Raw genomic sequence first — 22,247 nt, 5'->3', positions numbered from 1 at the left:
TAACTCCGGCAGCCGCTCCCCTTTCTGTTGTCTAAAAACCAGGCATCCAACAACTAAAGAGTTTGGCCACCAACCCGCAATATAAGTTCCTCGACAAAAGCTTTGAGGTATTAGAGCGAGGGGGTGGTGTGGAGCCAGGGGACAGGGATGTCCCCACAAACCCTTTTTTCAGGGAGGAAAAACGGGTTTGCAAAGCACTACCCCCTCGCTCCTAAACATCCCCATATTTTATTCATAGGTGCTTAGACATTACTGGAAAAGAAGTATATTCACTGATTTGCCGGAAGCAAATCGGGATATTCGGAGGATGCCCACAGGGGGCGCGCCAAGGAGGGCGCGCCTCAAGGCTATTCGTTTCCAATTGCTTTGATGCTCAAACGAACCCGGCCTTGCTTATCGACTTCTAAGACCTTAACACGAATAATGTCCCCTTCAGACAATTTATCGCTCACGTTTTTCACTCGCTCGTCCGAAATCTGGGAAATATGGAGCAAACCGTCTTTGCCAGGCAGAATAGTGACAAAGGCTCCAAAATCCATCAGTCGAGAAACTCGGCCCTCATAGATCTTGCCTACTTCCACATCGGAGACAATCTCCTCCACTCGACGCCGGGCCTCTTGGCCATCGGCCTTATCAGAGGAGAAAATTTTCACCGTTCCATCGTCCGTAATGTCAATGGTGGTACCGGTTTCCTCGGTAAGTGCCCGGATAGTCGCTCCCCCCTTACCGATCACATCACGGATCTTTTCTGGATTAATTTTGAATACAATCATGCGCGGAGCATATTCGGACATCTCCTGACGTGGCGCAGAGATGACCTCATTCATTTTCTGAAGAATATGGAGACGGCCTTCACGGGCCTGAGACAAGGCGGTGCGCATGATTTCCTCGGTAATGCCGTCAATTTTGATATCCATTTGCAAGGCGGTGACTCCTTTCCCGGTACCGGCCACCTTAAAATCCATATCCCCTAGATGATCTTCATCGCCGAGAATATCACTCAAGACAGCAAACTGATCCCTTTCTTTGATAAGTCCCATAGCGATGCCTGCAACTGGCTCAGTAATGGGAACCCCTGCATCCATTAGGGAGAGGCTGGTACCACACACCGTCGCCATGGAACTAGAACCATTGGATTCCGTAATCTCAGAAACCACTCGAATAACATAAGGAAAACTTTCTTCATCGGGCACCACCGCATTTAAACTACGCTTAGCTAAGCGTCCATGGCCGATTTCACGACGCTTAGGGGCTCCCACAAAACCTGTTTCGCCAACACAATAGGGAGGGAAATTATAATGCAGCATAAAACGCTCGCGACGTTCCCCCTCTATGGCATCAATCACTTGGGCATCACGTTCAGTCCCCAAGGTCGTCGCCACTAAAGACTGGGTCTCACCCCGGGTAAACAGAGCTGAACCATGGGCTCGAGGTAGCAATCCTGTCATAATATTAATAGGCCGGACTGACTTGGTATCGCGACCGTCGATACGCTCCCCTCCAGCCAGAATTTGCTCCCGCACTAAACGCTTTTCTAAGGCACTGACGGCCTCCAATACCTGCTCTTTGCTCCATTGGGGATCTTCTTCCGGCACCAAGCGCTCGACGATAAAACTACGCGCCTCGGCCAAGGAGGCTTGGCGATCTTGTTTCGAGCGCACTTGGTAAGCCTCTTGCAAGCGGGCCTCTCCACAATCCCAGACAGCTGACATCAAGTCTTCATCTTCCACCGGAGTCGACCAATCCCAGGGAGCTTTTCCAGCTTCCTCCGCTAATTCTCGAATGGCCTGGATCACCGCTTGCATTTCTTGGTGACCAAAGATGACGGATCCCAGCATAATTTCCTCGGGCAGCTCTCGAGCCTCCGACTCGACCATCAACACCGCCTTTTCCGTTCCTGCGACCACCAAATCAAGAGCGGATTTTTCCATTTGGCTCAAGGTTGGATTGAGTACATATCGACCATCGATATACCCCACTCGAGCTGCTGCAATCGGCGTGGTAAAGGGAATTCCAGAGAGTGCTAAGGCAGCAGAAGCACCAATGAGAGAAGGAATGTCTGGATCGTTCTCACCATCTGAGGAAATGACAGTCGCAATGACTTGAACCTCATTGGTGAAGCCCTTCGGAAATAAGGGCCGCAGCGGGCGGTCAATCAGTCGAGAAGTTAGCGTTTCCTTCTCGGTAGGCCTTCCCTCACGCTTAAAAAACCCTCCCGGAATTTTGCCGGCAGCATAGGTCCTTTCCTGGTAATTAACCGTCAGCGGAAAGAAATCACGACCCTCGATCGCTTCTTTCACTCCTACTGCCGTCACCAGTACAGCTGTTTCACCATAATGGACTACAACAGCCCCTGTGGCCTGCCGCGCAATACAACCGGTCTCAAGAACTAAGGAGCGATCACCGTATTCGATTACCTTTCTAATGGGGGTCACATTTATTTCCTTACACTGGATAGCTAGGGAAGGGGGACAGCCAACCACCGAGTGGCCTCATCTACAGAGCAGTGGCGCAACTGCGGCGGCGATATTTCGGTTCTGATAGCGTGAAAACTACGACAGCTAGCGACGTAGCCCAAGTCTGCTAATCAGTTCACGATAACGATCTAGATCTTTTTTCTTCAGATAGTCCAACAGCTTACGGCGTTGGCCCACCGCCCGCAACAACCCTTGGCGTGAGTGGTGGTCATGGGTGTGCTGTTTGAAATGACCAGAGAGTTGATCGATGCGCTGGGATAACAAGGCCACCTGCACCTCCGGCGAACCGGTATCGTTAACGGAGCACTGATACTCCCTAATAACTTGCGATTTTTTTTCACTGCTTAAGGGCATATTTTCATTCCTCGATTTCGGCTTTTAGCTAATGCCAACTGTTTGGCTAATCAACTTTAAATTTTACTAATAAAAGAGATCTCCCAACAATAATAAGTCGTCTGTAATAAGCCTCTGATCATGGGGGATCAGCCGCTCTGGGTGAACACTAGGCGGCGTGGAGCAATACGACCATCTTCCATAATCTGCCCGACTCCAAAAAACCCCTTGTCGCGCTCTATCAGGCGAACCCAACCTTTATGGGGGGCCTTTGGAACCCGTACTGATTGTCCTTGCCGCAGGTAATAAGCCAAATCAGCAATTAAGTCTACCGCAGGCCAATCAGAGAGGACTTGTTCCAGAGGCAGCAACAGTGCGCTGAGCTGCTCAGCATCTGTCTTGGCCAGCATTTCTAGATGCTCCAGGGAGGTCATTCCTGGGGCATTGAAACAACCCACTTGGGTACGGCGCAACGCCGTAACATGGGCACCGCATCCAAGTGCTCGGCCAATATCCTCAGCTAAGGTGCGGATATAAGTCCCCTTAGAACAAAAAACCTCAAAACTGAGTTGCTCGTTGGCCAATGCTGTCAATTCAATGGCGTGGATAGTTATCCGGCGGGGTTCACGCTCTACCTCAATGCCTTGGCGAGCAAGCTTATAAAGTGGCTGACCCTGGCGTTTAATTGCCGAATACATGGGAGGCACCTGCTCCTGGGGACCAGCAAAACTGGCTAAAACTTTTGCCGCCTCTTTCGTATCTAGCTCCTTGACTGGATGAGTTTCTATAATCTCACCGTCCGCATCCCCGGTGGTCGTTACTACCCCTAGGCGACATGTCACCTGATAACGTTTATCAGCTTCTAGTAAAAATCCCGATAGCTTCGTCGCTTCCCCCAAACAAATCGGCAATAACCCACTTGCAAGGGGATCTAGGCTACCGGTATGCCCTGCCTTACGGGCTTGATAGATTCGCTTGACTCGTTGCAAAGCACTATTGGAGGTAATACCCACTGGCTTATCCAGCAGGAACAGGCCATGGACATTTTGCCCTTGAAATCGGCGTCGCTTCCTCATATCCAGTGTATATTCCTGCCCATTAACTTAGGGGCATTATTCACTCGAGTTTCCTGATCTGCCACCTGATTGTTTTCGAACCGCTTCATCAATAAGCGCGCTTAGGTGCCTACCGCGCTCAATGGAATCATCATAAACAAACCGCAGGCGAGGTATAGCTCGCAACTCTACCCGCTGGCTTAAACCATGTTGGAGAAATCCAGCGGCTTTATTGAGAACCGCTAACTGCTGCTGAATATTTTTTTCTCCCCCGAGGAAAGTGACGTAGACCTTGGCCTGCCTAAGATCTGGCGACACCCCCACATGAGAGACAGTAACCAACTTGACTCGAGGATCCTTTAACTCCTCTTGAATCAGTTGAGCTAATTCTCGTTGCAACAATTCGCCGATGCGACGGGTACGAGAAAATTCCTGACTCATGCCAACTCGCTATAAAGTAGGCTCTATTTTGATTCTTTCATAGACCTCAATGTGATCACCCACTTTGACATCTCTATAATCCTTGACGCCAATACCACACTCGGTGCCCGATCGAACCTCTTGGACATCTTCTTTAAAGCGACGCAAGGATTCTAGTTGGCCCTCGAAGATAACGACATTATCACGCAATACACGGATAGGATTATGGCGACGCACCACACCTTCAACCACCAAACAACCTGCAATGGCGCCAAACTTGGGTGAGCGGAACACATCATCCACCCGAGCCAAACCGATAATTTCCTCCCGATATTCGGGCTCCAGCATACCGGTTAAAGCCCCTCTGACTTCATCGATGGCGTTATAGATCACACTATAATAATGCAGATCAACCCCTTTCTCCGCAATTGAACGACGAGCTGTTGCATCAGCCCGGACGTTAAAGCCGATAAGGATGGCATTAGAGGCGACTGCCAGATTAACATCTGTCTCGTTAATACCCCCTACGCCAGCAGCGACCACTTTAACTTTTGCCTTGTCAGTAGACAGCTTAATCAGAGATTCAGAAAGGGCCTCAGCCGATCCTTGCACATCAGCTTTAATCACCAGATTAAGAGTTCTAACCTCGCCCTCTTCCATTTCACTGAACATATTCTCTAGCTTAGCCGACTGCTGTCGCGCTAGCTTAGCTTCACGCTCTTTAGCTTGGCGAAGCCCTGCAATCTCCCGGGCTTTACGCTCATCCGACACGACTATTGCTTCATCACCGGCGTTGGGTGTTCCTGACAAACCGAGGATTTCTACCGGCGTCGAAGGTCCTGCCTCGGCTATTTCCTGACCCGTTTCAGTAAGCATGGCACGAACTCGGCCCGTCTCTACTCCGCTAAGAAGGATATCCCCCTTATACAGGGTACCGCTTTGTACCAAAATGGTAGCTACCGGACCCCGCCCTTTATCCAACCGGGATTCGATCACAACCCCGCGGGCGGCTCCCTCAGGGGAGGCCTTCAGTTCCATGATTTCCGCCTGAAGCAAAATGGCCTCAATCAGTTCATCAATCCCTTCCCCTGTCTTAGCGGAAACATTGACGAACTGAGTTTCCCCTCCCCATTCCTCAGGGATCACATCGTGATTAGTCAGCTCTTGTTTAACTCGATCGGGATCAGCATCAGGGCGATCGATCTTATTGACCGCTACCACCAACGGCGCTCCTGCTGCACCCGCATGTTGAATCGCTTCTACGGTCTGTGGCATAACGCCATCGTCCGCAGCAACCACTAGAATCACCACATCGGTCACTTTAGCTCCACGGGCGCGCATGGCAGTAAAAGCCGCGTGACCTGGAGTATCGATAAAAGTAATTTCACCTTTATCCGAATGGACCTTATAAGCACCAATATGCTGGGTAATCCCCCCTGCTTCACCCGAGGCAACCTTGGCTCGCCGGATATAGTCGAGTAGCGAAGTTTTACCGTGATCCACATGGCCCATAATCGTAACCACAGCGGCCCGTGACACTTGCTTACTGACTTCCTGTTCAGCTTGGGTCAACTCTAATTCAAGCGCATTTTCTTGCAAGAGTTTAGGTTTATGCCCCATCTCCTCCACGACAATCGTGGCTGTATCCTGATCCAAGGCTTGATTAATCGTCGCCATAATACCCAGTTTCATGAGGACCTTAATGACCTCGGCTGCCTTCACAGACATCTTTTGGGCTAACTCGGCAACGGTAATGGTCTCGGGTATCGATACTTCGCGCACAATAGGAGCCGTGGGTTTTTCAAAACCATGCTTAGGTGTAGGTGCCGCCGTCTTTTGGGAGCGGAGCTTTTTACGCTTACTAGGCTTACCCGGAGTGATGTGCAATTCCTTGCGGCCAAACTTGGTTCTCCGCTGCTCTTGCTCAAGTTCCCGATCTCCAGAGCGGGAGCGGGAACGGGGTTTCGCTTTCCGTCCAGCGGGTTTTTCGGCCCTAGCTTTTTCAGGCTCAACAGTAGGCTTTGACTTTCGCTCTTCCTCCGCATGGCGCTTGGCTTCTTCCTCAGCGCGACGCTTAGCCTCTTCCTCAGCATGGCGCTTGGCTTCTTCCTCAGCGCGACGCTTAGCCTCTTCCTCGGCATGGCGCTTGGCCTCTTCCTCCGCATGGCGCTTAGCCTCTTCCTCAGCACGACGCTTGGCTTCTTCCTCCGCATGGCGCTTGGCTTCTTCTTCAGCGATAAGCCGTGCTTCTCGTTCTTGCTGAGCACGAAGGGATGCTTGCTCTTGAAGCGCCTGCTCCTCTTCTTGTCGACGACGCTCCGCCTGAACCTCAGCTAGACGCTTTTGCTCCTGCTCCAATATCACGCTGCGCTTAATATAAGTGCGCTTTTTACGTACCTCAACATTAACTGTCTTGGAGCGGCCACCACCGGCATTAACCTGAATCTCACTATGACTCCGGCGCTTTAAGGTAATCTTTTTAGGTGTTGCAGCATCCACACTGGCACCGTGACTATGTCTCAAATACCTTAGCAACTGCAATTTTTGCGCCTCTGTGATCGCCGCATCCTCGCAGTCAACACCAATACCCGCTTCACGTAGCTGCTCAAGCAAGCGGCCGACAGGGGTGCCGACTACATGGGCAAGTTGTCGTACGGTTACATCACTCATTGCCGTTCCTCCGTTCCTTCACCCTCCTGCTCGCTAGCAAACCAGGACTCCCGTGCCGCCATGATGAGGCGAGCAGCCTTCTCCTTATCCATTCCTTCAATTTCCATTAGGTCGTCCACCGACTGCTCAGCCAAGTCGTCTTTGGTTACAATGCCTTTGCTAGCCAATATGCCGGCCAATTCATAGTCAATTTCTTCCATGTCCAACAATTCCTGGTCCGGCTGCATGGTTTCAATAGTTTCTTCATTAGCAATCGCTCGTGTGAGCAGAACATCACGGGCTCGATTGCGCAGCTCCTGAACAATTTGGGAGTCAAACTCTTCAACCGCAAGGATCTCCTGTTCCGGCACATAGGCCACTTCCTCAATGCTGGAAAAACCTTCGTGCACCAGAATAGCCGCCACCTCCTCATCTACATCCAACTGTTCCATAAACATTTGCTGAAGTGCTTTTGCTTCGGCCTCACCCTTCTCGCCCGCTTCTTCTTCAGTCATGACGTTGAGTTCCCAACCAGTCAACTGGCTGGCCAAACGTATATTTTGCCCTCCACGACCAATAGCCTGAGATAGATTTCCCTCAGCTACGGCCACATCCATGCTATGGCTTTCCTCATCCACCACGATGGAGGCAACCTCCGCCGGTGCCATAGCATTAATTACAAAATGAGCAGGGTCTTCGTCCCAAAGCACAATATCTACCCGCTCGCCAGCAAGTTCATTTGACACAGCCTGGACCCTAGAACCCCGCATGCCCACACAGGCACCTACAGGGTCAATACGTGCTTCATTGGTCTTCACGGCAATCTTAGCCCGAAGTCCGGGATCCCGGGCGGCGCCCTTAATCTCAATGCGATTCTCGTTAATTTCAGGAACTTCTAACTTAAACAATTCGATCAAAAGCTCCGGAGCAGTCCGGCTAAGCACTAGCTGAGGACCTCGCCCTTCAGTTCGTACTTCCTTAAGATAGCCTCGTAGTCGATCTCCCGGTCTGATTGCCTCGCGAGGTATCATTTCCTCCTGGGGAATAATCCCCTCGGCATTATCTCCCAGGTCCAAAATCACGTTACCACGGTCGGTGCGTTTGACCACACCCATGACCATTTCTCCAACCCGGTCCTTGTAGGCGGCCACAACCTTAGCCCGCTCCGCCTCCCGCACCTTTTGCACGATCACCTGTTTAGCGGTTTGAGCAGCGATACGCCCAAAAGCGATCGATTCCATGGGCTCCTCTATAAAGCCGCCCACTTCAATATTGGGATCACGCTTGAGTGCTTCGCCTAAGCATATCTGGCGCTGAGGTGCTTCTAGTTCCGCTTCATCCTCCACAACCTCCCAAGTCCGAAAAGATTGGTAGTCCCCCGTTGCCCGGTCAATGGCAACCCGCACCGCAATATCCTCTTGGTAACGCTTGCGAGTCGCCATTGCCAAGGCCGCTTCTATGGCCTGGAAAATGACTTCCTTACCTACGCCTTTTTCATTAGAAACAGCGTCTACTACCATCAGGATTTCTTTATTCATTGCCGCCCTCAAGCTAGATCCATCCCCAACACATCCCTCAGAGTTTAGAGTTCCGGTATTAATCGAGCTTTTCTAATACCCTCTAATGGCAACTCAAATTCTTCGCCTTCCGCTAAAATCACCACACAATTGCCACGCATTCCTCTAAGTAGACCTTTAAACCTGCGGCGCCCGTTTAGCGGCTCACTTAATGTGATAGAGACCTCTGCGCCGGCAAAGCGCTTGAAGTGCTCTTCCGTAAACAACGGCCGGTCCAGTCCGGGGGAAGAAATTTCTAGTGTATAGGGTGACGCCATGGGCTCCTCTACATCGAGTAGAGCACTAACTTGATGACTCACTCGCTCGCAGTCGTCCACCGTCACCCCTAAAGGAGTATCAATGTATATCCGCAAAAGGACCCCTTTACCTATCGATAGGCGCTCCACGCCTACCAACTCATAGCCAAGGGCGGTCACAACCGGCTCCACTAATTTGCTAATTCGCTCGTCGCCCCACATACTGACAGAAACAAAAAAAGGGCCAATGGCCCAGTTTAATAAATAGGTACCTCTCAGATTGCGAGCGCCATATACGACAAAACCCCGATTTCGGGGTTTTGCTATTTAAATTTGGTAGCGGGGGCAGGATTTGAACCTGCGACCTTCGGGTTATGAGCCCGACGAGCTGCCAGACTGCTCCACCCCGCATCTGCAACCTCGATATCCCTTTATGATATCTAATAGATAGAACGCTTTCAAGCTAAGCTGCTCTGATTGGAGTTTCATCGTGACTGATTTTATCCATTCAACATTTCATCAGTCCGACAAATTCGCGTTTCTCAGCAGTCCTTGGCGAAGAGGAAGCTTGGCCTCGGGGCCTTTACCACTCCACGCGCTTTGACTCCGGCCCTCCCGACCCTAGGCTCCGCGAGCAGACAAATCGTAGCGCGAATTTGAGGCTGAAACAAGTTTTGATTTCCACCCTCGCGCTCGGCGCGCCGTTTCACTTCGCGACCTCGCTAGGGAGGCGTTTACCATCCCTGGAAGACTCCAAGACACCTTCTAACCGAGGAATTTTTAAATAGCGTTACTCCGTTATCCTTGGCTAAATGGTAACATAATATTTTTGGGTATATCCAAACTAAAAATGATAAATCCGGATCTCAACCAACTCCAACCTTATCCCTTCGAGCGCTTAGCCCAACTGTTCAAGGGGACCGCGCCACCATCTTCGAAATCCCCCCTGGCCCTTTCCATCGGCGAGCCTAAGCACGCCACACCCGGCTTGATCGTTGAAGCAGTCATCAGTCACCTCCATGGCTTAGCGACTTATCCCACCACCCGAGGGACGGCAGCCTTTCGAGAAACCATCGCTGCCTGGCTCACTGGGCGGTTTCATTTGCCTGCCGGGGCGGTCGACCCTGAACGCCATATCCTCCCGGTTAATGGAACCCGAGAAGCCCTGTTCGCCATTGCCCAGTGCACGATCGATCCCAGCAAGGCCCCTTTGGTGGTCATGCCTAACCCCTTTTACCAAATCTACGAAGGGGCGGCATTGCTCGCCGGTGCTCAACCCTATTATGTTAACTGTACCGCCGAAAATCATTTTATCCCCGATTATCGTGCCGTACCCCAACAGGTGTGGCAACGCTGTCAACTCCTCTATCTCTGCTCACCGGGTAACCCCACCGGGGCAATCTTAGACTTAGAAACGTTGACCGAGCTTATTGAACTGGCTCAGCGTTTTGATTTTATTATCGCTGCGGATGAATGCTATTCTGAAATCTACTTTGACGAGAACGCCCTTCCACCAGGTCTATTGCAGGCAGCGGCCCAAAGTGGCTTGAATGATTTCCATCGCTGCCTGGTCTTTCATAGTCTCTCCAAACGCTCCAACGCGCCTGGGCTGCGTTCAGGTTTTGTGGCCGGTGATAGCCAGCTCATCGGGCAATTCTTGCGCTACCGCACCTATCATGGTTGCGCCATGCCCCCCCCAACCCAAGCGGCCAGTATCGCTGCTTGGAATGACGAGCACCATGTGGTAGAAAACCGCCACCGCTACCGGGAAAAATTTGCTGCCGTCCTTGATGTTCTAGGTTCTGCCCTGCCTCTCTCTCCTCCCATGGCAGGATTTTATCTCTGGCCGGAAACCCCGATTCCTGACACTGATTTTGCCCGCAGACTATACCAGCAGGAAAATGTCCTGGTATTGCCTGGGCGCTTCCTAGCCCGAGAAGCCAACGGGGCTAATCCAGGAGAGCAACGAATCCGTTTGGCCCTCGTCGCCCCCCTTGATGAATGCGTTGAAGCCGCGTGGCGGATCAGAAATTTTATCAATGCGATTTAAATGATTAATAATGGAGTAGCTCATGAGTGACATCCACACAATTATTGAAGAAGCCTTCGAGCGCCGCGCTGAGATTAACCCTCGCAAAGCGGAAACCCTGGTTAAGGATGCGGTAGAAGAAGCCTTACATCGGCTGGATACGGGTGAAGCTAGGGTAGCAGAAAAGCAAAACGGCGAATGGGTGGTGAATGAGTGGCTTAAAAAAGCGGTCCTGCTCTCGTTCCGTTTGTCGGATAATGTTTTTGTAAAAGGGGGCTATACCAATTACTTTGATAAGGTCCCCTCCAAGTATGCCGATTATAGCTCCCGGGACTTTCGTCAGGATGGAGTCCGGGTCGTACCGCCTGCTTCCGTTCGCAAGGGCGCCTTCATTGCACCCAGCGTGGTGCTGATGCCTTCCTATGTCAACATCGGGGCCTATGTGGACCAGGGCACCATGGTGGATACCTGGGCCACCGTAGGCTCTTGCGCCCAAATTGGGAAAAATGTTCATCTTTCTGGAGGAGTAGGCATTGGGGGAGTGCTAGAACCCCTGCAAGCCAAACCCACCATTATCGAAGATAATTGCTTCATAGGGGCCCGCTCCGAAATTGTGGAGGGCGTTATTGTAGAAGAAGGTTCGGTGATTTCCATGGGGGTATTTATTGGCCAAAGCACCAAGATTTACAACCGGGAAACGGACGAAATCAGCTATGGTCGTGTTCCCGCCGGCTCAGTGGTGGTGCCTGGCAATTTGCCTTCTCAAGATGGTAAATACAGTCTTTATTGTGCGGTTATCGCGAAACGAGTCGATGAAAAAACTCGCAGCAAAGTAGGCATCAACGAGTTGCTGCGGAATATTTAACCTAGAACCCCCTATGTCCGCTACCCTAGAACTTGCAAAAAAACTGATTGCTTGCGCCTCGATTACCCCCCAGGATGCCGGCTGCCAGCCCCTTCTGGCTGAACGCCTCAAGGCCCTTGGGTTCCGGGGTGAACGGCTACCCTTTGGTGAGGTAGAAAATATCTGGTTGCGGCGGGGGCAGAAACCACCGTTGTTTGTGTTTGCTGGCCACACCGATGTGGTCCCGCCTGGACCAGCAGAACAATGGTTGAGTGATCCTTTTACGCCTGAGCTCCGGGATGAAATGCTGTATGGTCGCGGCGCTGCCGATATGAAAGGCAGCCTGGCCGCTATGGTCACCGCCAGCGAGCGCTTTATTAGTGCCCACCCGGATCACTTAGGGTCCATCGCTTTTCTTCTCACCAGCGATGAAGAAGGCCGGGCAGTCAATGGGACCGTCAAGGTTGTGGAAACCCTGGAAGCCCGGGGTGAAAAAATCGATTACTGCCTAGTAGGAGAACCCACTAGCCGGGAGCGGGTGGGGGATATGGTCAAAAATGGCCGACGGGGCTCCCTTAGTGGCCGCCTGCTTGTGCGCGGAACCCAAGGCCACGTGGCCTATCCCCATCTGGCCGACAACCCCATCCATAGTCTGGCACCGGTGCTGGTAACCCTATGCACTAAAGAATGGGATCGGGGCAACGAAGATTTTCCCCCCACCACCTTTCAAGTCTCAAACATTCATGGGGGAACAGGGGCAACTAATGTCATTCCGGGAGAGGTGGAAGTTTTATTTAATTTCCGCTATTCCACGGAAGTAACCCACCAACAGCTACAACAACAGGTGGAGGCAATCCTGTCCCAGCAAAATCTAAATTATGAATTAGAGTGGACCCTCTCTGGCAAACCTTTCCGCACAGCGCCAGGCAACTTGATGACCGCAGTCTCCCAAGCGATAGGGGATATCACCGGTCTTGAAACAGAATTTTCCACGACCGGTGGTACTTCAGATGGAAGATTTATCGCCCCCACAGGGGCCCAGGTGGTGGAGCTGGGACCTGTCAACGCCACTATTCATAAAGTCAACGAATGCGTTGCGGTCGCTGATCTAGAGAAACTCTCGCAAGTTTACAGCCGCCTATTGGAAATATTACTTACAGAATGATCCCTAAGATTATTCCCTGAGCGTCTCATCAGGAGATTCTATTGCTCCCTCATGGAAGGCTTCAATTTCCAACAATAGATCGTTCCTGCAGATATCCCCCTGGAGAAACAAGGTGGGCACACCACCACCGAGGCGTTGTTGCAGGCGTTGGGCGATGGACGCCCTGTCCACGCCCTGCCGCAAATAAACCTTCAATAAGCTAAGCTCGTTGAGGGCTTGAATTTTTAATCCATGTAAGCAGCGGGCGTTTTCCGCCAGTGCTTGCAAGTTATTGAGGATCTCATCAAGCTGGGCCGAAGGATTCCCCACATGCCGGGTTTCGTGTCCCACAATACTGGCCGTCCCGGAAATATAGAGATGGGCCTTGCTCCCCCAAGATTTTAAGGTGGCCCGGGAGAAGGAAGGGCTGCGAGGGGCATAACGAGGGGGATAATGGAAGGCACTGACCTGACGCGGATTTTCTATCCGAACACCGGGTTCAAGCGCGGCCAAAAAATAAATCAGCCCCTGGGAAGTACGGGTTCCCATGGCAGTAGCCGCCACCAGGTGGTGCTCAAAGTTCGGGGTCGTTTCCAGGATTCGGTGACGCCCTAAGCAAAAGGCCCGATAGCGTTCCAACCCCTCCTCTTCCCGGTGAATATCCGGCAGATAATTCCATGTCCGTAGCAAATAAGGATAGCCGAGACGCTGCTGACAAGCCAGAATTGAGCGGTAGGCATGATAAGTGGCCTGCTCCATCCCTGGAACACGTCCCTCTTCGAAGGGTAAACAACCAAACAACACCGCATCCGTCCGGCTGTACCGGATCTCCCCTTCATAGCCCGTCTCCGGTGCACAGGGGGCACGCCAAACTTCTAGGGTGGACCCCCCACCCAGTTCCGGCAGTTCCACGGCCACTAGACGCGGATCCCTTCCTTCGATCTCTTGGCCAAAGGAAATGAGCGCCAAGAGACCTTCTTCCTTTAGCAGGGTTGGGAGACACGCCGTATTTTCGTAGCTCACCTGGAACGGAGAGGCGTGCAAACCGGAAACCCGCTGCTGGCAACTGTTTCCCATTATGGCTTGGAAGGGCAAATACTAGACAGATTACCAAACTGCCCGGGCCGCTCTGATAGCGACCCCTGGCTCAATATCGGCTCCCAGGTCATGGAGCACAGCTTCCAGGGCACCCAGGAAAACCAGGACATTGCGTGGATTAGAGCCATAACCCATCAGCCCGACACGCCAAATTTTTCCCGCCATTTCACCTAATCCCGCACCAATTTCCAGCCCATATTCTTGCAGCAGCCGAGTCCGCACTGTAGTATCGTCAATGCCTTCAGGAATCGCAATTGCGTTAAGCTGAGGGAGGCGCTCCTCTTCCTTAACGACGAACCGTAATCCCATCGCTTCAATACCCGCGCCCAGCGCTTGATGGTTGCGCTGATGCCGCTCCCAGGCTTTTTCCAATCCTTCTTCTTGCAACAGCACCAAAGCCTCATGCAGTCCATAGAGGGCATTTATCGGCGCAGTGTGGTGATAAGCCCGTTTGCCGCCCCCTCCCCAGTAGCCCATCACCAGATTCAAATCAAGAAACCAGCTTTGTACTTTAGTCTGCCGAGTCCGGATCCGCTCAGCAGCACGCTCACTAAAGCTTACCGGCGACAACCCCGGCGTACAGGAAAGGCATTTTTGACTCCCAGAGTAAACCGCATCAATACCCCACTCATCCACTTTCAGGGGGCTACCTCCCAGAGAGGTCACCGTGTCCACTATGGTCAAACAATCATTACGGTGGGCGATTTCCACCAGCGTTTTTACATCAGAACAGGCACCGGTGGAAGTTTCCGCATGGACAAAAGCCACTACCTTGGCGTCTGGATGGGATTTAAGGGTCTCCTCAAGCTTATGGGGGTCCACTGCCGCTCCCCAGGGATCCTGGACCAGGATAGGGACAGCGCCGCAACGCTCGGCATTTTCCTTCATCCGCCCACCAAATACGCCATTTTGGCAGATAATTACCTTATCGCCAGGCTCTAGCAAATTCACAAAGCAGGTTTCCATTCCTGCACTGCCCGGCGCAGAAACAGAGAAAGTCAATTCGTTTTTGGTTTGAAAGGCATATTGTAATAGGCCCTTCATCTCATCCATCATGGCAATAAAAATGGGATCCAAATGGCCGATAGTGGGCCGGGACATGGCTTCAAGAATGCGTGGATTCACATCCGAGGGCCCCGGCCCCATGAGGATACGGACAGGGGGATGAAAGGAAGTGATGGACATGGACTCTCCTCTAGAAATAATAGTCACTACGGATTGGGTTAAGTCAGCGGTATCCTCGGGGACCAGCAATAATCAGCCTCTAACCTGAATAATTCATGAGATCACCACAAAGACACAAAGAGCACAAAAAAATCAAAAGCTTAAGTATATAGATAAAATAGTTGGCTTCATGAGCAACGAGCATCTCCATCAGTTTCTCCCAACCGAGTGAGATTCCTTCACCTTCGTGTCCTTTGTGTCTGTGTGGTAAAAAATCCAGGCTGGCCGATCCTCGATACTGGAAAACAGCAGCGGTGGCAAAGCCAATGAGTCCCCTACCTCAAAAAAATTACCCTACTCCTCATGCATAATGGGCACGATAGTCTACCGATGATGGCTATAAATACCAAGTCGGCCCTGCCGTCACCCCCTATTTCTTTTAGGACGGAAAGGAATCCTTTTGTGTAACCCCTTGAAATTGACGATGTTCGTCAATTTCAAGCACGAGATCGGCCCGCCCCGGCATCTCCTCCAGCAGGTACTCCGTCAACCGTTGAAAATGCATAATAAAGCGTCGAAGTTCCGGCATACTCATCGCACGCCGACCCGCTCTACCTACCCACCCCTGCCGAAGTGCCTGCGCAAGTTGCTGTTCTTGCTCCAATCGCTGAGTATAAACTACCTTAAACTCGGGTATCTTAAGAAAGAGTAACCCATCTAGCAAACCGAACAATCTGCTATACTGGTTCCCCAATACCTGGTTGACATAACCCCGCCACACTTTCTTAAGGTCCTCCTCCGCCTCCAGAGCATTCACTGGCCTTGCTAAACGCTGCTCAGGCTCAGGCTTAGCTCCTACACACCATCCCTCGAATAAAATAACATCCGGCTTTCCCTGAAAGGTGGGCCACTCTTCCCGCGGCAGGGGATCATCCAACCCCTTATCAAAAACCGGTAATGGCGTCGAAGCCTCTTGGTTCGCCCCTTGCAGGAACTTTAAAATTTCAATGGCCAAGGGTACATCGTGAGTGCCAGGCACTCCTCGGGTAATCAATAGGGGGTGGACTTGGTCCGCCAAATGTTGGCGCTCGGCCCGGCTAAGATAAAAATCATCAATGGACAAAATCGCCACCCGCTGACTAAAACCGGCCTCAAGAATAACCTGAAGTAAACTGCACAGGGTGGACTTCCCGGACCCCTGAGCCCCATTTACCCCCAGTACGAATACTTCCTTTGAAATTCTTTCCCCTTGCGCCACCACCCATTGAGCCAAGGGGAGATAAACCCGCCATAGCAGTTCTAGCGGCGGCGCCAACTGCAACTGCTGACATCTGGCCTCAAAAGCCGAATAAACTAACGGTAATAGCTGGCACTTGGTCTCCAACCTCTGGGTATAGGAAGATTCGGATACGCCCCAAAACCGGTCCGTACAGATTTCCAACTGCTCGAGGACATGGCGGGCGCGGGCATCAAGAGTCCCCATCCTTTTGCCTTTCCCCACCAGGCGAAGAATGCTAGAGATCGAATAATCCATGCTCATCTGCTCAGACATACTTAGTCCAGCTATAGTAAGATGCTATGATTTAGGCTTGGAAGTGGATTGTCATACAGGAACCTAAAGTTTGCCATCATCAACTCAAGAAACTCTTGCCCCTGGCATCCCCAAGGGAGATCTCATCAAAGAATTCGGCACTTTTCTCCCTCCAGAAGCTATCCTCTCTGAGGAGGAGGATTTGTCCCCCTATGAATGCGATGGACTGTCTGCCTATCGCGCCCTTCCCTGGCTGGCAGTACTACCGGAAACCGTTGAACAGGCCCAAAAAATCCTCCAGATTTGCCATGCTTGGGATATTCCCGTGGTGGCACGAGGTGCGGGTACCGGCCTTTCCGGTGGTGCCTTACCCTTACAAAACGGTGTTCTGCTAAGCCTTGCTAAATTTAACAAGATCCTTGCCATCGACCCTATCAACCGCACGGCCCGCGTGCAACCGGGGGTGCGGAACCTTGCCATTTCTGAAGCCGCTGAGCCCGATGGTCTCTATTATGCCCCTGATCCTTCCTCCCAAATTGCCTGCACCATTGGGGGCAACGTGGCGGAAAATTCCGGCGGCGTCCACTGCCTCAAATATGGGCTTACTGTCCATAATATATTGGCCCTAAAAATCCTGACCATGGATGGAGAACAGATTTCACTGGGTGGAGAAACCCTGGACTCCCCAGGCTATGATCTGCTGGCCCTGATGACAGGGTCAGAAGGGTTGCTCGGAGTCATTGTCGAGGTCACGGTAAAGCTTTTGCCCCTTCCCGAGCGCGCTCAGGTGGTTCTGGCGACCTTTGACGAGGTAGCCAAGGCGAGCGCCGCCGTAGGGGGGATTATTAGCGCGGGAATTATCCCCGCAGGGCTGGAAATGATGGATCACCTGGCTATCCGGGCTGCCGAGGACTTTGTCCATGCAGGCTATCCTCGGGATGCGGCCGCCATTCTACTTTGTGAGTTGGACGGCACCAATGCGGAGGTTTCCCAACAGATCTATCAGGTCCGCAAATTATTACTGGACTATGGCGCCGTAAAAATCCGGACTGCCCAGGATAAGCAGGAACGGGCAAAACTATGGAAGGGGCGTAAGGCCGCTTTCCCAGCAGTCGGCCGCCTGGCACCCGATTATTATTGCATGGACGGCACCATTCCCCGCAAACGCTTACCCCAAGTCTTAGGACGCATCACCGAACTCTCTCAAGAGTTTAACCTACCCGTGGCTAACGTCTTCCATGCCGGTGACGGGAACTTGCACCCTCTCATTCTCTACGATGCCAATCAGCCCGGCGAGCTGGAGCGAGCCGAGCAGCTTGGTGCCCAAATCCTAGAACTTTGCGTTGCCGTGGGTGGCACAATTACGGGTGAGCACGGAGTAGGGATAGAAAAGATCAATCAAATGTGCGTCCAATTTGGTACTACCGAACTGCAACAATTTCATGCCCTCAAAGTAGCCTTTGACCCCAAAGGCCTGCTCAATCCCGGGAAAGCCATTCCCACTTTACAGCGCTGTGCCGAATTTGGCGCCATGCATGTTCACCAGGGCAAGCTCCCCTTCCCCGAACTGGACAGATTCTGACGGCCCGAGCCTTGGCCTTCAGTAGCCAAGACCACGCCGGAAACGGCCCTAAGGTCTTATTCCGGCCTACCTTTTGCAGCTAACCCTGATTAGAGACTCCGTGGGGAACATGACCCGTGGTCACGTGACGGCTGGCGGATTCACAATGGCCCTGCTGGTCATCAAAAAAAATATCGGCGCCAAAGGCCTTCAGGAAGTCTCCCTTCTCCAGTCCACCAAGGAATAAAGCCTCGTCAATGCGAATATCCCAGGCCCGTAAAGTGCGGATCACCCGCTCGTGGGCCGGCGCCCCCCGTGCCGTGACAAGGGCCGTCCGGATAGGTGATTTCTCTGGGGGGTATTCCCGTTGAATTCGCTGTAGCGCTGCCAAAAAATTACGGAATGGCCCTCCTGAAAGAGGCTGCCGGGCTGAGGCTTGCTCACTGGTTTGAAAAGCAGCCAAACCTTGTTCCTTGAAAATCCGCTCGGCATCATCGGAAAATAGGACAGCATCGCCGTCAAAGGCAATCCGCAGTTGTTCTGAATAGACATTGAGACTAGCCTTGGAGCGCACAATAGTGGCCGCCGCTACCCCTGCCTCCAGAGCTTTTTTGACATCATCAGGATCGGCAGAAAGAAACAAATGGGCACCGAATGCGGAAACATAACGATAGGGGCTTTCCCCTGAGGTAAAGGCTGCCCGGGTCACCTCAAGCTTATGGTGTTGAATGGAATTAAACACCCGAAGACCCGTATCTGCATTGTTTCGCGACAGCAAGATGACCTCCACTCGTGGTTGGTCGGGGCGCCCTTGGTTAAGGGCCAACAGCTTCCGTACCAAGGGGAAAGCCACCCCCGGCTCCAAAAGCACCTCTTCCCGCTCAATCTGATACTGACAGTACGAATCGGTCCCCTGTTCCTCAAAGACCCGATGACTTTCATCCAGATCGAACAAGGCCCGTGAAGAGATAGCAATGACGAGTTTGTCGCCCAGTGTGGTGGACATAACCTTTGAACCCAATCAGACTCTTTGAGTTCGCTGCTTACGGGTCGCAATTATCGGCTTATCTGCTTTCGCCGACCGGGCTCCTGCCCGGTTGCGCCCTGCGCGTTTCCTGCTTCATCGGAGTTCCTATTGTCCCAGGCTGTCCCTGGTATCGTCAGGAGGCTGTGCCCCTCCACAGGCCTTACTTTCCGTGCCCACCACGGTAGCCAAAATGGATGTGCCGGTCGGGTTTTACATTATGGCCGGTCTTCTGATAACAACCATAAGGCCTCCTTATGGAGGCCACACCCTAGCCTGGAGTCGAGTCTACCGATTGGAGTTTCGCCATGACTGATTTCAATTTTGTTCCTACAAAATTTCATCAATCTGGAGAATTCGCGGTTCCTCGCGGTCCTCGACGAAGGGGTGACCTTGGTCTTGGGGTCTTTACCGCTCCTCGCGCTTTCACTTCGGGTGCTCCCCACCCTAGGCTCCGAGAGCAAAAAAATCATAGCGCCAATTCATGGTAAAACGCAACTCATGTGACCCTCGCGCTCGACCCACCGTTTCACTTCGCGACCTCGCTGGCGGGTCGCCTAATATCCATGTGAGGCTCCAAAGTCGATGGTGCTTACCCTTTGGGGTTGAACCGGCGTGATATAGAATTTAAGTTAATTATCCAAGTTTTTTTCGGCCATGAATAGACCTTCACTGCCATCCTCGTCCAAACTTAAGAATCAGCCCAACGGCCGGCAGCTAATAGCTATGATGAATATACTTCTGGCCGCATTCTTACTTATGTCCTGTACCCTGGAGCGATCTGAAATGCTAGGCATCCACAATAATAAATTGTCCCCCTGCCCGAGCAACCCCAATTGTGTGTGCAGCGATTCACACGATGAAAAACATTACATCGAGCCCTATCGACTCAAAGTTGAACCCCACCAAGGATGGGAGGCACTGAAAGAAGTGATCAGCTCATTACCCCGGACAAGGATTATTTCAGTTTCTAGCCATTATCTGCACACAGAAGCCAGAAGCCGCATTTTCCGTTTTGTCGATGACCTGGAGTTTCAGCTGCGCCCCCAGCAACGGATTATCGCTGTTCGTTCAGCCGCCCGTCTGGGATACTACGATTTTGGGGTTAATCGAAGTCGAATTGAGGAAATACGCCACAAACTCCGCATCCGGGAAGTCCTACAGTCAGCTGTAGAATCACAATAGCCCAGGTTAAGGCCATGGGAGAGCACGAGGTTCACAAAAACGCCAGCAAGCAGCAATTACGCGCCTTCATGCAGGCCATCCTGAGTGATCTTCGCGCCCTTGAAGTCATGGTTGAGGGCCATCTGTTCGAAGGGGGCATCACCCGCATCGGGGCGGAGCAGGAAATGTTTCTCATTGATGGGGAAACTCATGCCGCGCCCACTGCGGCCGAATTACTCACCCATCTTTCCGATCCCCGCTTTAAGACGGAATTGGCCCGCTTTAATTTGGAATTCAACCTAGATCCCCAGCCCCTCAGCGGAGGGTTCCTGCACCAGCTCGAGGAAGAATTAACGGCAGGCCTCCATAAAGCCGAGGAAGCGGCCGCCACTGTCAATACCCAGATCCTACTCACGGGGATACTACCGACCTTGCGCCATGAAGATATCGGGCCAGACATGCTTACTCCCGACGCCCGCTACCAACGGATCGATGATTCAGTTTTTCAGACCCATCCACAACCGGTACCCGTGTTCATTGATGGACCGGACCAGTACGAGGGAACCCATGACAGTGTGGCCTTAGAAGGGGCGAACATCAGTTTGCAACTGCATTGGCAAGTGGAACCTGAAAACGCAGCCTACTGCTACAATCTAGCACAGCTTATCAGCGCTCCCTTGCTTGCGGCTGCGGTTAACTCGCCAGTACTCTTTGGCCACCGGCTTTGGCAGGAAACCCGAATAGCCCTTTTCGAACGGGCCTTGGATACCCGAAGCGGCCCGCAACTCACTCGCGGGATGCCCTCCCGGATCAGCTTTGGAAGCGCCTGGGTCCAAGAGTCGATCCTGGAAATCTTCCAAGATAACGCCGCCCGGTATCCTATTATCATGACCCGCAAACCAGACCCTAATCCCCTTAAGTTGCTCGAACAGGGAATCATCCCTAAATTATCCGCCTTGACCCTTCACAGCGGCACAGTCTGGCGTTGGAACCGGCCCTGCTATGGAATCCTTGAAGGCAAACCCCATCTGCGCATTGAAAACCGGGTATTGCCGGCAGGCCCCACTCTCTTGGATGAAGTGGCCAACGCCGCCCTTTTCTATGGACTAATGCTAGGGCTCGCGGAGGAATACCAGGACTTTACCTCCCGATTACCCTTCCATGAAGCGAGAGCAAACTTCTTGGCGGCCGCCCAACAAGGTCTTGATGCCCGCTTGACCTGGCTTGACGGCCGGGTCATCCGGGCGCGCAGCTTGCTGTTGGAGGAACTTATCCCCAAAGCCCGACGGGGGCTTACTCAGGTGGGCGTGCCTTCTGAGGATCTTGAAAGATACTTAGGCACGCTTAATGCCCGCGTTCGCAAAGGCCAGACAGGGGCCCGTTGGTTGCTGAATGGGCTGGCACAGAACCCTCATCAAGACCCAACAACCCTATTGCACCATGCCGTTTTGGCAATGCTCCACTATCAGCAACAGGGCGTGCCGGTGCATCGATGGGCGCCTTTAGTAGTGGCAGGCCGGACTGAAGCGGCCCGCCTTCCCCACACGGTTAGCGATATCATGGTTCAAAACCTTTTTACCGTTCGCCCTGATGATGTCATTGATCTTGCGAGTCGCATCATGGACTGGAAGCATGTGCGGCATATCCCGGTGGAAACGGAAAAGGGTAAATTGGTTGGACTTCTCACCATTCACGAGCTATTACATGCCCATGATATCCTGTCTACACAGGACTCCCCCCGCCCCATTCCTGTGGCTGAAATGATGAATCCAGAACCGATTACTATCCCTCCTGATATGCCCATCCTAGAAGCAATGCAACTTATGCTTGCCTCCGATACCGGTTCTCTATTGGTCGTGAATCGTACTCAATTGTTAGGGATCGTCACCGAGCAGGATCTAGTCCGCGCAGCATATCAGTTACTCACTACTATCTCCTGAC

17 protein-coding genes and 1 tRNA gene are annotated in these 22,247 nt (G+C 52.3%); 6 read left to right on the top strand and 12 right to left on the bottom strand.

The genetic code is table 11. The features are described 5' to 3' along the window. Positions 1-347 precede the first annotated feature (347 nt). From pnp to NHAL_RS13420, 8 genes are all read right to left on the bottom strand, one after another. A complete protein-coding gene (gene pnp, locus NHAL_RS13455) occupies positions 348-2,435 on the bottom strand; it encodes a polyribonucleotide nucleotidyltransferase (protein ID WP_041354993.1) in 2,088 nt (695 codons plus the stop codon). 126 nt (positions 2,436-2,561) lie between these two features. Further along, on the bottom strand, positions 2,562-2,831 hold the full coding sequence (gene rpsO, locus NHAL_RS13450; RefSeq protein WP_013033698.1) for a 30S ribosomal protein S15: 270 nt from the start codon (positions 2,829-2,831) through the stop codon (positions 2,562-2,564). A 128-nt stretch (positions 2,832-2,959) separates the two neighbouring features. Beyond that, entirely contained in the window at positions 2,960-3,886 is a 927-nt protein-coding gene (gene truB / locus NHAL_RS13445; RefSeq protein ID WP_013033697.1) for a tRNA pseudouridine(55) synthase TruB, read from the bottom strand. 36 nt (positions 3,887-3,922) lie between these two features. Continuing rightward, positions 3,923-4,306, bottom strand: coding sequence for a 30S ribosome-binding factor RbfA (gene rbfA, locus NHAL_RS13440; protein WP_013033696.1), 384 nt, complete (start codon positions 4,304-4,306; stop codon positions 3,923-3,925). 9 nt (positions 4,307-4,315) lie between these two features. Further along, a complete protein-coding gene (gene infB, locus NHAL_RS13435; protein WP_013033695.1) occupies positions 4,316-6,955 on the bottom strand; it encodes a translation initiation factor IF-2 in 2,640 nt (879 codons plus the stop codon). After that, the gene (gene nusA / locus NHAL_RS13430) at positions 6,952-8,472 is read right to left on the bottom strand and encodes a transcription termination factor NusA (RefSeq protein ID WP_013033694.1); all 1,521 of its coding nucleotides are present in this window, start codon (positions 8,470-8,472) and stop codon (positions 6,952-6,954) included. The genes infB and nusA overlap by 4 nt, the downstream gene beginning before the upstream one ends. 44 nt (positions 8,473-8,516) lie before the next feature. Further along, a complete protein-coding gene (rimP, locus tag NHAL_RS13425) occupies positions 8,517-8,969 on the bottom strand; it encodes a ribosome maturation factor RimP (RefSeq protein ID WP_013033693.1) in 453 nt (150 codons plus the stop codon). Between the two features lie 112 nt (positions 8,970-9,081). Then, a tRNA-Met gene (locus NHAL_RS13420) sits at positions 9,082-9,158 on the bottom strand. 439 nt (positions 9,159-9,597) lie between these two features. On the opposite strand from NHAL_RS13420, the gene dapC reads away from it, so the two are divergent. The 3 genes from dapC to dapE are packed head-to-tail and all read left to right on the top strand — an operon-like array spanning position 9,598 to position 12,785. Further along, positions 9,598-10,797, top strand: coding sequence for a succinyldiaminopimelate transaminase (gene dapC / locus NHAL_RS13415; protein WP_013033692.1), 1,200 nt, complete (start codon positions 9,598-9,600; stop codon positions 10,795-10,797). Between the two features lie 22 nt (positions 10,798-10,819). Beyond that, positions 10,820-11,641, top strand: coding sequence for a 2,3,4,5-tetrahydropyridine-2,6-dicarboxylate N-succinyltransferase (gene dapD, locus NHAL_RS13410; protein WP_013033691.1), 822 nt, complete (start codon positions 10,820-10,822; stop codon positions 11,639-11,641). 13 nt (positions 11,642-11,654) lie between these two features. Next, positions 11,655-12,785: a succinyl-diaminopimelate desuccinylase gene (gene dapE / locus NHAL_RS13405; protein WP_013033690.1), complete on the top strand. Its 1,131-nt coding sequence runs from the start codon at positions 11,655-11,657 to the stop codon at positions 12,783-12,785. A 9-nt stretch (positions 12,786-12,794) separates the two neighbouring features. Here the strand turns inward: dapE and NHAL_RS13400 are convergent, their stop codons facing one another. The 3 genes from NHAL_RS13400 to NHAL_RS13390 form a co-directional block, all read right to left on the bottom strand. Next, positions 12,795-13,841 carry a chorismate transformation FkbO/Hyg5 family protein gene (locus NHAL_RS13400; RefSeq protein ID WP_013033689.1) on the bottom strand — a complete coding sequence of 349 codons (1,047 nt, stop codon included), beginning with the start codon at positions 13,839-13,841 and terminating at the stop codon, positions 12,795-12,797. A 30-nt stretch (positions 13,842-13,871) separates the two neighbouring features. Then, entirely contained in the window at positions 13,872-15,047 is a 1,176-nt protein-coding gene (locus NHAL_RS13395) for a pyridoxal-phosphate-dependent aminotransferase family protein (protein ID WP_013033688.1), read from the bottom strand. Between the two features lie 418 nt (positions 15,048-15,465). Continuing rightward, positions 15,466-16,578: a kinase gene (locus NHAL_RS13390; protein WP_013033686.1), complete on the bottom strand. Its 1,113-nt coding sequence runs from the start codon at positions 16,576-16,578 to the stop codon at positions 15,466-15,468. Between the two features lie 70 nt (positions 16,579-16,648). Between NHAL_RS13390 and NHAL_RS13385 the strand changes: the two genes are divergently transcribed. Next, on the top strand, positions 16,649-18,139 hold the full coding sequence (locus NHAL_RS13385) for an FAD-linked oxidase C-terminal domain-containing protein (RefSeq protein ID WP_013033685.1): 1,491 nt from the start codon (positions 16,649-16,651) through the stop codon (positions 18,137-18,139). A gap of 79 nt (positions 18,140-18,218) precedes the next feature. On the opposite strand, the gene NHAL_RS13380 is transcribed toward NHAL_RS13385, so the two are convergent. Beyond that, positions 18,219-19,124: a 5'-nucleotidase gene (locus NHAL_RS13380; protein ID WP_013033684.1), complete on the bottom strand. Its 906-nt coding sequence runs from the start codon at positions 19,122-19,124 to the stop codon at positions 18,219-18,221. 744 nt (positions 19,125-19,868) lie between these two features. Between NHAL_RS13380 and NHAL_RS13370 the strand changes: the two genes are divergently transcribed. After that, positions 19,869-20,327, top strand: a complete 459-nt coding sequence (locus NHAL_RS13370) for a DUF1499 domain-containing protein (RefSeq protein WP_013033683.1) — start codon at positions 19,869-19,871, stop codon at positions 20,325-20,327. A 14-nt stretch (positions 20,328-20,341) separates the two neighbouring features. Next, positions 20,342-22,246, top strand: coding sequence for a CBS domain-containing protein (locus NHAL_RS13365; protein ID WP_013033682.1), 1,905 nt, complete (start codon positions 20,342-20,344; stop codon positions 22,244-22,246). Position 22,247 lies beyond the last annotated feature (1 nt).

It is taken from the genome of Nitrosococcus halophilus Nc 4 (assembly GCF_000024725.1).
Classification (GTDB): domain Bacteria; phylum Pseudomonadota; class Gammaproteobacteria; order Nitrosococcales; family Nitrosococcaceae; genus Nitrosococcus; species Nitrosococcus halophilus.
This window is presented reverse-complemented; position numbering and strand designations above follow the sequence as displayed.

Bases quoted from the DNA above. Each gene is read 5' to 3' on its own strand.
- truB (WP_013033697.1), bottom strand. From the start codon at position 3,886: ATGAGGAAGCGACGCCGATTTCAAGGGCAAAATGTCCATGGCCTGTTC.
- dapE (WP_013033690.1), top strand. From the start codon at position 11,655: ATGTCCGCTACCCTAGAACTTGCAAAAAAACTGATTGCTTGCGCCTCG.
- infB (WP_013033695.1), bottom strand. From the start codon at position 6,955: ATGAGTGATGTAACCGTACGACAACTTGCCCATGTAGTCGGCACCCCT.
- dapC (WP_013033692.1), top strand. From the start codon at position 9,598: ATGATAAATCCGGATCTCAACCAACTCCAACCTTATCCCTTCGAGCGC.
- NHAL_RS13380 (WP_013033684.1), bottom strand. From the start codon at position 19,124: ATGTCCACCACACTGGGCGACAAACTCGTCATTGCTATCTCTTCACGG.
- NHAL_RS13370 (WP_013033683.1), top strand. From the start codon at position 19,869: ATGATGAATATACTTCTGGCCGCATTCTTACTTATGTCCTGTACCCTG.
- rbfA (WP_013033696.1), bottom strand. From the start codon at position 4,306: ATGAGTCAGGAATTTTCTCGTACCCGTCGCATCGGCGAATTGTTGCAA.
- rimP (WP_013033693.1), bottom strand. From the start codon at position 8,969: ATGTGGGGCGACGAGCGAATTAGCAAATTAGTGGAGCCGGTTGTGACC.
- NHAL_RS13400 (WP_013033689.1), bottom strand. From the start codon at position 13,841: ATGGGAAACAGTTGCCAGCAGCGGGTTTCCGGTTTGCACGCCTCTCCG.
- NHAL_RS13365 (WP_013033682.1), top strand. From the start codon at position 20,342: ATGGGAGAGCACGAGGTTCACAAAAACGCCAGCAAGCAGCAATTACGC.
- NHAL_RS13395 (WP_013033688.1), bottom strand. From the start codon at position 15,047: ATGTCCATCACTTCCTTTCATCCCCCTGTCCGTATCCTCATGGGGCCG.
- nusA (WP_013033694.1), bottom strand. From the start codon at position 8,472: ATGAATAAAGAAATCCTGATGGTAGTAGACGCTGTTTCTAATGAAAAA.
- rpsO (WP_013033698.1), bottom strand. From the start codon at position 2,831: ATGCCCTTAAGCAGTGAAAAAAAATCGCAAGTTATTAGGGAGTATCAG.
- dapD (WP_013033691.1), top strand. From the start codon at position 10,820: ATGAGTGACATCCACACAATTATTGAAGAAGCCTTCGAGCGCCGCGCT.
- NHAL_RS13390 (WP_013033686.1), bottom strand. From the start codon at position 16,578: ATGTCTGAGCAGATGAGCATGGATTATTCGATCTCTAGCATTCTTCGC.